Raw genomic sequence first — 11,311 nt, 5'->3', positions numbered from 1 at the left:
CTCCGGGGGGGGGTCCGGGAGCTTCCCCTGGCCCGCAACTGGGTGTGGGGCGGGGGGGGGGGCCGGGGTTCCGCGCCGGGCCCGGCCGGGTTACGGGCGCACGGGCGGGCGCATCAACTGCATATCCGTGCCGCCGAGCGCCCCCTGTGCGCCCTGTGGCGACCGAGGAGTGATCCGGTAGCGTGCTCCTCTATGCGGAGCATGGGCCGCCGTGTCACTCGGGAGAGCGGCACGGCGGAAGCCGCCCGGTCGACGCTTCCCGCTTCCCTCAGCCGCCGTGGCCGTCCGTGACGGGACCCTCGTACGGCAGCAGCTCCGGCCGCTTCGCCGGCCGTCCGTCGCCGGACGAGCGGCCCGTCAGCCGTCGCCCGATCCACGGCAGCAGATGCTGCCGCGCGAAGCGCGCGTCGGCGGTGCGGCGCGTGACCCAGCCGGGAGGCGGAGCGGGCGCCGACGGCACGTGCCAGTCCGGGTCCTCGGCCTCGTGGCCGAGGGTCTGCCACACGGCCTCCGCGACCCGGCGGTGTCCCTCGGCGGTCAGGTGCAGCCGGTCGACGTCCCATGAGCGGGGGTCGGCGAGCGAGGGTGCCCCGTAGAGGTCGACCACCAGGGCGCCGTGCCGTTCGGCGAGCTCGTCGACGACGGTGAAGAGCTCCTCCATGCGGGGCCGGAAGCGTTCGAGGACCGGACCGTTGCGGCCGGGACTGCGCATCAGGACGAGCCGCTCGCAGGCCGGGGCCAGCCGCTCCACGGCCTCCTCCAGCAGACCGCGGACGCGTCCCATGTCGACCTTGGGCCGCAGGGTGTCGTTGAGACCGCCCACCAGCGTGATCACGTCGGGCCGCATGGCGGCGGCCACGTCCACCTGCTCGTCGACGATCTGCCCGATCAGCTTCCCGCGCACCGCGAGGTTGGCGTAGCGGAAACCAGGTGTCCGGGCCGCCATCCGGCCCGCGAGGAGGTCGGCCCACCCCCGGTACGAACCGTCGGGCATCAGGTCCGACATGCCCTCGGTGAAGGAGTCGCCGACCGCGACGAGGCTGGTGTATGAGGCATTCATCTGCATGGCGAGAAAGATGGTAACCCGAACACATACCCATCGGTCGGTCGGATCGTCCCCTACGGCGTCGGCTGTCCGAACAGCTCCCTCAGGACGTCCTCCATCGTCACCAGCCCCGTGAGCCGCCCGTCGCTGCCCATGACCGCCGCGAGATGGGTACGACTGCGGCGCATCGCGGTCAGGACGTCGTCCAGGGGGGTGCTCTCCCGGACGCGGGCGATCTGCCGCATGTCCTCAACGCGGAACGGCACCTCGCGGGGCACCGCGTCCAGAGCGTCCTTGACGTGCAGGTAGCCGACGATCCGGCGCCCCTCGTCGACGACCGGGAAGCGGGAGAAGCCCGACTCGGCCGACAGCCGCTCCAGCTCCTCCGGAGTGACGCCCACGCGCGCGTAGACGACGCTTTCCACCGGGAGCACGACGTCGTGCACGGGCCGGCGGCCCAGCTCCAGGGCGTCACGCAGCCGCTCCTGGGCGCGGTGGTCGATGAGCCCCGCCGCACTGGAGTCCTTGACCAGACGCGAGAGCTCGTCGTCCGAGAACGTCGCCGCGACCTCGTCCTTCACCTCGACCCGCAGCAGCTTCAGCAGCCCGTTGGCGAAGGCGTTGACCGCGAAGATCACCGGTCGCAGCGCGCGGGAGAGCGCGACGAGCGGCGGTCCGAGCACCAGGGCCGTCCGCACGGGCTCCGCGAGCGCCACGTTCTTCGGCACCATCTCGCCGAGCAGCATGTGCAGATACGTCGCCAGGGTGAGCGCGATGACGAAGGAGACCGCGTGGCCCGCGCCGGAGGGGACGCCCACCGCGTGGAACACCGGCTCCAGCAGGTGCGCGATGGCGGGTTCGGCCACGATGCCGAGCACCAGGGTGCACAGCGTGATGCCGAGCTGCGCGGTCGCGAGCAGCGCCGAGACGTGTTCGAGTCCCCAGAGCACACTTCGCGCCCGCCGGTCGCCCCGCTCGGCGTGCGGTTCGATCTGGCTGCGGCGCACCGAGATCAGCCCGAACTCGGCGCCGACGAAGAAGGCGTTCACGACGAGGGTCGCGAGTCCGATCAGCAGTTGTACGACGGTCATCGCGTGCTCTCCTCGGTGTCGTCCGGGGCGTGCAGCAGCACCCGTGCGGCCCGCCGTCCCGAGGCGTCCACGACGTCGAGCCGCCAGTCGTCGGCCTCGACGCTGTCACCCTCGGCGGGGATCCGGCCGAGCTCGGTCGCGATGAAACCGGCCAGGGTCTCGTACGGCCCCTCGGGCACCCGCAGCCCGACCCGGGCGAGCTGGTCGGTACGGGCGGACCCGTCGGCCGAGTACAGCGCCCGGCCCTCGGCGTCCGTGCCGGCCGGGGCGAGGTCGGGCGTCTCGTGCGGGTCGTGCTCGTCGCGCACCTCGCCGACGACCTCCTCCACGATGTCCTCCAGGGTGGCGACGCCCGCCGTACCGCCGTACTCGTCGATGACCACGGCCATGGTGCGCTTGCCCGCCAGCCGGTCCAGCAGTCTGTCGACGGTCAGCGACTCCGGTACGAGAAGCGGCTCGCGCATGATCTGCGAGACGGACGTCTGCGTCCGGCTCGCGGCGTGCACGGTCAGCACGTCCCTGATGTGCGCGACCCCGACGACCTCGTCGAGGCTCGCCCGGTAGACCGGGAACCGGGACAGGCCGGTCGCCCGGGTCGCGTTCGCCACGTCCTCGCAGGTCGCCTGGACGTCCAGCGCTATGACCTGGACGCGCGGGGTCATCACGTTCTCCGCGGTCAGGTCGGCGAGGTTCAGGGTGCGCACGAACAGCTCGGCCGTGTCGGCCTCCAGGGCGCCCTCCTTGGCGGAGTGCCGGGCGAGCGCCACCAGTTCCTGGGGCCCGCGGGCGGAGGCCAGCTCCTCGGCGGGTTCGAGGCCGAAGCGGCGTACGACGTGGTTCGCGGTGTTGTTGAGGTGGGCGATGAAGGGGCGGAACGCGGCGCTGAACCAGCGCTGCGGCGTCGCCACCCGCTTGGCCACGGCCAGCGGTGAGGAGATCGCCCAGTTCTTGGGCACCAGCTCGCCCACGACCATCAGGAAGACCGTCGAGAGCGCCGTACCGATGACCAGGGCCACCGAGTCCGACGCGGAGGCCGGGACGCCCAGCGATTCCAGGGGCCCCGCGATGAGCGTGGCGATCGACGACTCGGAGAGCATGCCGACCACAAGGTTCGTCACGGTGATGCCGAGCTGGGCGCCGGAGAGCTGGAAGGTGAGGTTCCGTACGGCCTTGAGGGCCCCGGAGGCGCCCCGCTCGCCGCGCTCCACGGCGCGTTCCAGCTCGCTGCGCTCGACCGTGGTCAAGGAGAACTCGGCCGCCACGAATCCGCCGCAGGCCAGTGACAGCAGAACTGCGACCAGCAGGAGGAGCACTTCGGTCATCGGGTCACCTCCGTCCCATGGTCGGCCAGGGACGGAGGGATCGCGCGATGTCCGCGGTCGCCGTGCGGATCACGGCCGAGGGGACGGGGAGGCTCGCCCATGGGCGGGGGCTCACGCCTTTCGTGGAAGGGACGACGGACCGACAAGGGTAAAGGATGGGCAAAGCGTCCTCCCGGGGTCGCCGTCGTCCGACGCCGGCCTCCCGGACGGCCACGGGCCGGTGCGGTCCTCCCGGACCGCCCCGCCACCGTGACCGACGGAAGCGCCCTAGTCGGTGAGCGGCTTCACCCAGCGCCGCCACTGGTCCTCCGGCGTGTACCCGGCGGCCCGCCAGGCATGGTGGGCGGTTCCGTTCCGTTCCAGCACCATGGCGTCGCCGCGCCGCCCGCCCAGCCGTACGAAACGTTCCTCCGCCGCGGCGAGCAGCGCCGAGCCGATGCCGAGGCGCCGCCGGTCCGGACGGACGGCCAGCCGGTACAGATGGCAGCGCCAGCCGTCGAAGCCGGCGATCACCGTGCCCACGAGGTCCCCGGCGCTCTCCGCGAGCAGCAGCGCCCCGGGATCGCGTTCGACCAGGCGCTCCACACCGCTTCGGTCGTCACTGATGCTGGCGCCCTCGGCGGCCGTCTTCCAGAAGGCGAGCACGGTGTCGAGGTCCTCGGGGCGCGCGGCCCGTATCCGCAAGTCGTTCATGATCCGATCCCATCACGGGGGCCAGGTGCCGGAACGGGATTTCCGCCATGCGGACGATCACCGGCCGCGCAGTGCGCGGACCACGGGAGCGAAGACCTCCAGGTTCGGCTCCAGCACCGTCAGATACGAGAACCCGAAGCGCTCGCGCAGGTCCAGGACCTGATCGACGATCTGTTCCACGGAGCCGATCAGGACGATGGGCAGTTCCAGCACCTCGTGCTCGGTCAGGTGCGGAAGCCGGGGCAGCCATGACCTGGCGGCGGCGCCGCGGTCGTCGGTGACGGTGACGATCTGGACCAGCAGATTGAGCTCGGCGGGTTCCTCGCGGGCGGCGGACGCCTTCCGGTAGAGCGCGACGCGACCGTCGAGCTCAGCGGCGGTGAGCGGCTCCAGCGTGCCGTTCCCCCCGGTACGGGCACCAGTGAACGCCGCGATGTCCGCGTGTTCCGCGGCGATGCGCAGCATCCGGTCGCCGTTGGCCCCGATCAGCAGGGGCACCCGCGGCGGCCCGCCGTCGCCCGGCTCGGGAGTCTTCCCGCCCGGCCACGGTGTGACGGAGGGAAGCCCGTCCGGGCCGAGCAGACGCTCCAGCTCCTCGACCGTGCGCAGAAGGCGGTCGACCCGCTCGCGCGGAGTGCCCCAGGGCAGGCCCGCCGCCTCGTGCTCGGCCGGTACGTATCCGGTGCCGAGGCCGAGTTCGAGACGGCCGCCCGTCAGCGCGGACGTGGTGGCCACCTCACGGGCCAGCAACGTGGGGTTCCAGAAGGCCGCGTTGAGCACGAACGTGCCGAGCCGGGGCCGCTCGGTCGCCGCGGCGGCGGCGACCAGCGAGGGGAAGGGGGCGGGCATGCCCAGATGATCCGCCACGGTGATCACGTCGTAGCCGAGTTCCTCGGCGCGGCGGCACCTGGCGGTCCACTCGGCGGCGGTCGCCGGGGCGATCAGGCTGACACCGAAACGGAACGGGCGAGACATGAGCCATCCCTTCCTCGGGGGACTTGCCCCGGCCTTGGCGGGCCGACGCGAGCGGGCGCTCGGCCTCCGGTCCCGGCCGGCCGGGAAGCGGGGTGAGCGGGCCCGCCCCGGCCCTGGCGGACCGGGGCCGGGCCGTGGTCACTCGTGGGCGATGGCCGCGAGCACGTTCATGCGCGAGGCGCGCAGGGCCGGAAGCAGCGCCGCGACGATCCCGACGACGGCCGAGCCGATCACGACCGCGACGATCGTCGTCCAGGGGACGGCGAGCGCCTTCATGCCCTGCAGCGCGAGCACCTGCTGGATGCAGACGCCCCAGACGAGCCCCAGGGCCAGTCCGAGGACCGCGCCGAACACCGCGATCACCACGGACTCCAGACGGATCATCCGGCGGAGCTGGCGCCTGCCCAGACCGATGGCGCGCAGCAGTCCGATCTCGCGGGTGCGCTCCACGACCGACAGGGCGAGGGTGTTGACCACGCCGAGCACGGCGATGACGATCGCGAGCCCGAGCAGCGCGTACACGAGGTAGAGCAGCACGGCGATCTGGTCGTGGACCAGCTTCTTGTAGTCGGCCTGGTCGCGGACCTGGACCTGCGGATACGGCTCCAGGGTCTTCTCCAGCCGGGGGCGCAGCGCCTCCGGCGAGGTGCCCGGCGCCGCGTTCACGTACAGCGCCGAGTCCTGTCCGCCGGGCACGTACTTCTCGATCGTGCCGAAGCCGAAGAAGAGTCCGCCCTGCGTCCCGAACCCGTCGGCGCCGTCCTGGTCGGTGAGCGCGCCCACCGTCAGTCCGGTCGTGCGGCCGGCGGGGAACTCGACCGGAATCGTGCTGCCGACCCGCACGTCGTGGTCCTTCGCGAACTGCACGTCCATGGCGATGCGGCCCTCGCCGAGCGCCCCCGCCGTGTCGCCCTCGGCGTACGTGATGTGGGCGACGTCGTCGAGCCGTGGATCGTAGGCCGCGGCGGTCGTCTCCACCCGCTTGCCGTCGGGCAGCTTCACCGCGACCGGGGTGAACCGCTGCCGGACGACCAGCCCGACCCCCTCGGTGGCGCGCACCTTCTCCGTGACCTCGCGCGAGAACGGCACGAAGTTGGCGTTCTGGAGCACGAAGTCGGCGCCCAGGGTCTTGTCGATCTGCTGGTCGAAGGACTTGCTCATGGACGCGCTGGCCACGGACATCCCGCCGACCAGGGCGAGACCGACCATCAGGGCGGCGGCGGTGGCACCGGTGCGCCGGGGATTGCGCAGCGCGTTGCGCTGGCTCATCCGGCCCACCGTGCCGAAGAGCGCAGGGAACGCGCCGCCGAGGACCCGGATCACCGGGCGGACGAGCAGCGGCCCGGCGATCACCGTGGCGATCAGCGTGAGGACGACACCGAGTCCCAGCAGCGAGGCCGAGGTCGAGGTCTTCGAAGAGGCCGCGCATCCCGCCAGAGCCGCCGCCCCGGCCGCGCCGACGACCCCGCCCACCACGGCCCGTACCCGCAACGGCCTTCCCACGCCCGCGACTTCGGCGTCCGAGAGCGCCGCCATGGGGGAGACGCCCGCCGCGCGCCTGGCCGGCAGATAGGCCGCGACGTAGGTGACGCCGACCCCGACGACGTACGCCGCCACGGGGGTTCCCCAACCGATCACCATCTCGGTGGACTTGAGGTTCATGCCGAAGGCGGCCATCAGCTTGATCAGCCCGATCGCCAGACCGATCCCGGCCGCGAGGCCGAGGGTCGAACCGACCAGGCCGAGGAGCAGCGCCTCGGTGAGCACCGACCGGCGCACCTGCCGGCGGTCGGCGCCGAGCGCCCGCAGCAGCCCGAGTTCCCGGGTGCGCTGGGCGATCAGCATGGAGAAGGTGTTGACGATGAGGAATATGCCGACGAGCACCGAGATGCCGGCGAAGCCGAGCATCACGTACTTGATCACGTCGAGGAATCCGCCGAGCTGCTCGGCGGACGACTTCGCCTGTTCCTCCGCCGTCTTCACGTCGTAGGGCCCGGCGCCGAGTCCGGCGGAGACGCGCTTCTTGAGCAGGGCGTCGTCCACGCCCGGCTCGGCGTCCACGGAGATGCTCGTGGCGGCGTCGGGGCGGCCGAGCAGCTTGGACTGCGCGGTCGGGGTGTCGAGGAAGACCAGCGCGGCACCGGGGTTGGTGGTGGTGAAGGTGGCGATCCCGACGATCCGTACCTCGAAGGAGCCGGGCTGCGCCTGCACCGTGACGGTGTCGCCGATGCCCAGGTGCTTCTTGTCGGCGGTGTCCGCGTCGAGCAATGCCTCGCCGCCGCCCCGGGGTTCGTGCCCGGAGGTCAGCTTCACCGGACTGCGTTCGGTGATCTCCCAGTTGGTGACGATGGTGGGGGCGCCCGTCGTCGGCCCGACCGACTTGTTGGCGCTGTCCACGACGGGAGCGTTCTCGACCGACGCGTCCACGTGGGTCGCGGCCACTCCGTCGATGCCCTTGAGCCGGTCCGCGAGGGAGGCCGGGACGGTCTCGGTCGCGCCGGTGGGCAGCTGGGACGTCAGGTCGTTCTTCGGCTCCACGGTCACGTCGGCCGCGGTGGAGGCGAAGAGCCGGTCGAACGTACGGGTCACCGTGTCCGAGAAGATGAGACTGCCCGCGACGAAGGCCACGGACAGCACGATGGCGAGGGCCGAGAGCAGCAGCCGCCCCTTGTGCGCGAGAAAGCTTCGCAGTGTCGCCTTGAGCACGCCCGCCTCAGCCCTTCTCGGGGGTCGCGTCGCCGGAGCCGCCGTCGGGGGCGTTGTCGCCGCGCCCGCCGCCGAAGGACACCCGGACCGTGTCGAAACGCTTCATCCGCTCCAGCACGGCGTCCGCCGAGGGCCGCTCCATCTCGTCCACGATCCGTCCGTCCGCGAGGAAGAGCACCAGGTCGGAGTGGGCGGCGGCGCCGGGGTCGTGCGTGACCATGACGACGGTCTGGCCCAGCTCGTCCACGGCCTCGCGCAGGAAGCCGAGCACTTCGAGGCCCGCCCGTGAGTCCAGGTTGCCGGTCGGCTCGTCCGCGAAGATCAGCTCGGGCCGGGAGGCGAGTGCCCGCGCGCAGGCGACGCGCTGCTGCTGGCCGCCGGAGAGCTGTGCGGGCCGGTGCTTCAGCCGCTCGCGCAGTCCGAGGGTGTCGATGACCTGGTCGAGCCACTTCTGATCGGGCTTCTGGCCCGCGATGTCCATGGGCAGCGTGATGTTCTCGGCCGCGTTGAGGGTGGGGATCAGGTTGAACGACTGGAACATGAAGCCGATCCGGTCCCGCCGCAGGCGGGTCAGCTCGCGGTCCTTCAGCCCGGTGATCTCGGTGTCGCCCAGCCACACCTGTCCGGCCGAGACGGTGTCCAGGCCCGCCAGACAGTGCATGAGGGTCGACTTCCCGGAGCCCGAGGGGCCCATGACGGCGGTGAACCGGCCGCGCGCGATGTCCACGTCGACCGAGTCGAGGGCCAGTACCGCGGTCTCGCCGGAACCGTACGCCTTGGTCAGGCCGCGGGCGCGGGCGGCGATCCCGTCCCCTTCCGCGCGGCCGGGGATCTGCTCGGCAGCAGCTGTGGACAAGACCGCCTCCTCTGTGATGGATGGTCCGGACTTCTCGTCCGGCCCGAGCGTAGTGTGATCGGGGGCACACCCGGTATCCCTTTTGGGTGCCGCGCCGTCTCCGTCTCAGGGCGTGCCCCCGGTATCGGTGTAAGGGGCAATCTCCACCCGGTCCTCCACCCGGTCCTCCACCCGGCTTTCCGGCCGGTCCTCCGCCCGCCCTTCGGGTGGTCCGCCTTCGTGGCCACCCGCCGGGGCTCCCCGTCCGGGACCAGGTACTCTTGCCCGCGCTAGCGATATCGCGCTAGCTTCGAAGGATGGCGAAGACTCAGCTGAACGTCCGGGTGGACGAAGGCACAGCGCGCGCCGCCCGGGAGCGAGCCCTGGAACGGGGGATGAGCGTGAACCGCTACATCGAGGAACTGGTCCGGCAGGACACCGGGGAAGTGGGCCACACCTTCGTGGAGGCCGCCGCCGACTTCATGAAGCAGTACGAGTCCGTCTTCGCCGAGGAGTTCGGCGCGGAGCGTGGAAGCACCAGCGAAGGTCGTCGTTGATCCCTTGAGCAGTATCAGAGTCGATCTTGCCTGGCTCCTCATGATCGCCGAACAGAAGACCCCCGGAGACCCCCAGGTCACCGACTGGGGAGCCCTCGTCGCCGCGGTGAGCCGGCACCAGGCGGAGGTCCTCGGCATTCCCGTCTACGACACCCCGCACGCCCGCGCCGCCGCGCTGCTCCAGCTCCTGCTGCACGTCCCGGCGCTCGAACGCTCCAACGCGATGTTCGCCTCGGCCGTCGCTTACGCCTATCTCGTCGCCAGCGGCCTGAAGGTCGTCACCTCGCCCGAACAGGTGCGGGAACTGGCACGCCTGGTGAAGAGCGGCGAGGCCACCGTGCACGAGATCGCGGACGAACTCCGCCGCTGGAGCCTGTGACACCGGCGCGGGAGCGCCGCGGGCGCGCCCGTCGTCAGCCGAGCGGTCGGCGGGCCGTGCCCAGGACGCAGTACGACGTGGGCAGGCGCGGCCCCTTCTCGGGCAGCGACAGCCGCTGGTAGGGGCCCAGTTCGAACCCCGCCTCGCGCAGTGCGGCGATCGGGTCGCGGGCCACGTGGCAGCCGCCGCACAGCCGCGGCCACACCGTGGCGTCCAGGCCCCGCTGGACGGACTCCATGACCCGTCCGCCGCCCCGGCCGTGCTCGAAGAACCGCACCGTGCCGCCCGGGCGCAGCACCCGACGCACCTCGGCGAGCGCCTTCGGCACGTCCCGCACGCTGCACAGCACCAGCGAGAGCACGGCGGCGTCGTACGCCTCGCTCTTGACCGGCAGGGCCTCCGCGGCACCCGGCGCCACGTCGACGGGCACCTCGCAGCGCAGCGCCGCCTCCACCGCCAACCGCCTCAGCAGCCGCTCGGGTTCGATGGCGACGACCTCCGAGACGGTGCCCGGATAGTGGGCGAAGTTCAGGCCGTTGCCCGCGCCGATCTCGATCACCCGCCCGGACAGTCCGGCGAGCAGCCGCCCGCGCAGACCGCCGATCCCCATCCGGGTCTCGGCGCGGACGCTGAAGCGGGCGTAGGAGCGGGCGAACACCGGATGGTGCACGGCCCCTGCGGAGACCTTGCCGGAGGCGGCCGGACGGAGCGGCTTGAACGGCATGTCGGACCTCCCGGTAGACAGGGTTCACCGGGATTGTCCCCCCGGGAGGCCCCCCCCCCCCCCCGCCCGGGGGGCGGGGGGCGGCGGCGGGCCCGTCCGGCCGGGAACCCGGCCACGGCCGCGGGCCGTGCCGGTGCCGGGCCGGTGGCCGAGGGCGGCGGGGGTGTGCCGCGGCCGGGCGCCGATGACCGACCGGTGACCGGGGGTGGACGGCCGACCGGTGACAGTGGTGCGGCGTGGTGCGGTGCGGTGCGCGGAGGGTGGGGTCAGGCCGTGTGCGCCCCGGTGAAGACCCCGGCGTTCCAGCGACCGCCCAGCCGGTGGTCCAGCCAACCCGGCGCCCCCGCACGGAAGTCCGCGGGCGACAGGCCGCCCGAGCCCGCCGGGACCGCGCCCAGCAGGGGCGCCCCGGACACCGCCGGGAGGTCCGCGAGGTTGCACCGCATCGCCAGATCGGGGGAGTCGGGCCAGCTCCCGATCACGACCCCCGCGAACTCCAGCCCCCGGAGCCGCAGTTCACGGGCCGTCAGCTCCGTCGTGTTGAGCGTCCCCAGCCCTGCCGAGGCGACGACCAGCACGGGTGCGTCCAGCAGCCGGGCCACGTCCGCGAGCGTCCCGTCCTCGTGGTCGAACCGGACGAGCAGACCGCCCGCGCCCTCGACCAGCACCAGATCGTGTTCGGTGGCGAGCTTCGCCGCGGCCTCCGCCGCCGACTGCGGGGACACGGCCGGCAGTCCGGCCCGCCGGGCGGCCGTCGCGGGCGCCAACGGCTCCGGATAGCGGCCCAGTTCGAGGGTCGTGACGGCGCCGGCGAGCCGGGCCACCTCGTCCGCGTCGCCGCGCTCGTCCGGCCGTACACCCGTCTGCGCGGGCTTCAGGACGGCCACGGACCGCCCGGCCGCGAGGGCCGTGGCGGCGACGGCGGCGGTGACGACCGTCTTGCCCACCTCCGTGCCCGTCCCCGTGATCACCAGTATCGTCATC

General features: G+C 72.6%; 11 protein-coding genes. 2 read left to right on the top strand and 9 right to left on the bottom strand.

Going from position 1 to position 11,311, the window contains the following annotated elements; genetic code table 11:
- Window positions 1–268: 268 nt before the first annotated feature.
- The 7 genes from ACFW6B_RS10480 to ACFW6B_RS10450 form a co-directional block, all read right to left on the bottom strand.
- A complete protein-coding gene (locus tag ACFW6B_RS10480) occupies window positions 269–1,066 on the bottom strand; it encodes an SGNH/GDSL hydrolase family protein (RefSeq protein WP_386594146.1) in 798 nt (265 codons plus the stop codon).
- A gap of 53 nt (window positions 1,067–1,119) precedes the next feature.
- On the bottom strand, window positions 1,120–2,136 hold the full coding sequence (locus tag ACFW6B_RS10475; RefSeq protein WP_386594144.1) for a hemolysin family protein: 1,017 nt from the start codon (window positions 2,134–2,136) through the stop codon (window positions 1,120–1,122).
- On the bottom strand, window positions 2,133–3,458 hold the full coding sequence (locus ACFW6B_RS10470; RefSeq protein ID WP_386594142.1) for a hemolysin family protein: 1,326 nt from the start codon (window positions 3,456–3,458) through the stop codon (window positions 2,133–2,135). Before ACFW6B_RS10470 ends, ACFW6B_RS10475 begins: the two co-directional genes overlap by 4 nt.
- 267 nt (window positions 3,459–3,725) lie before the next feature.
- The gene (locus tag ACFW6B_RS10465; protein WP_386594140.1) at window positions 3,726–4,151 is read right to left on the bottom strand and encodes a GNAT family N-acetyltransferase; all 426 of its coding nucleotides are present in this window, start codon (window positions 4,149–4,151) and stop codon (window positions 3,726–3,728) included.
- A gap of 57 nt (window positions 4,152–4,208) precedes the next feature.
- Window positions 4,209–5,126, bottom strand: a complete 918-nt coding sequence (locus ACFW6B_RS10460; RefSeq protein WP_386594137.1) for an LLM class F420-dependent oxidoreductase — start codon at window positions 5,124–5,126, stop codon at window positions 4,209–4,211.
- Between the two features lie 138 nt (window positions 5,127–5,264).
- Window positions 5,265–7,832, bottom strand: coding sequence for an ABC transporter permease (locus ACFW6B_RS10455; RefSeq protein WP_386594135.1), 2,568 nt, complete (start codon window positions 7,830–7,832; stop codon window positions 5,265–5,267).
- Between the two features lie 7 nt (window positions 7,833–7,839).
- On the bottom strand, window positions 7,840–8,688 hold the full coding sequence (locus ACFW6B_RS10450; RefSeq protein WP_386594133.1) for an ABC transporter ATP-binding protein: 849 nt from the start codon (window positions 8,686–8,688) through the stop codon (window positions 7,840–7,842).
- 296 nt (window positions 8,689–8,984) lie between these two features.
- On the opposite strand from ACFW6B_RS10450, the gene ACFW6B_RS10445 reads away from it, so the two are divergent.
- Together ACFW6B_RS10445 and ACFW6B_RS10440 are read left to right on the top strand one after the other, a co-directional pair.
- A complete protein-coding gene (locus tag ACFW6B_RS10445; RefSeq protein ID WP_386594131.1) occupies window positions 8,985–9,224 on the top strand; it encodes a toxin-antitoxin system HicB family antitoxin in 240 nt (79 codons plus the stop codon).
- Window positions 9,225–9,264: 40 nt separating this feature from the next.
- Window positions 9,265–9,603, top strand: coding sequence for a fic family toxin-antitoxin system, toxin component (locus ACFW6B_RS10440; protein ID WP_386594341.1), 339 nt, complete (start codon window positions 9,265–9,267; stop codon window positions 9,601–9,603).
- A 34-nt stretch (window positions 9,604–9,637) separates the two neighbouring features.
- On the opposite strand, the gene ACFW6B_RS10435 is transcribed toward ACFW6B_RS10440, so the two are convergent.
- Together ACFW6B_RS10435 and bioD are read right to left on the bottom strand one after the other, a co-directional pair.
- Complete coding sequence (locus ACFW6B_RS10435; protein WP_386594129.1) at window positions 9,638–10,327, bottom strand: class I SAM-dependent methyltransferase; 690 nt, start codon at window positions 10,325–10,327, stop codon at window positions 9,638–9,640.
- A 266-nt stretch (window positions 10,328–10,593) separates the two neighbouring features.
- On the bottom strand, window positions 10,594–11,310 hold the full coding sequence (bioD, locus tag ACFW6B_RS10430; RefSeq protein ID WP_386594127.1) for a dethiobiotin synthase: 717 nt from the start codon (window positions 11,308–11,310) through the stop codon (window positions 10,594–10,596).
- Window position 11,311 lies beyond the last annotated feature (1 nt).

The sequence above is a fragment of the Streptomyces sp. NPDC058751 genome (assembly GCF_042746485.1).
Taxonomy (GTDB): Bacteria; Actinomycetota; Actinomycetes; order Streptomycetales; family Streptomycetaceae; genus Streptomyces.
The sequence above is the reverse complement of the archived record's forward strand: the minus strand, read 5'-3'. Positions and strand labels throughout refer to the sequence as shown.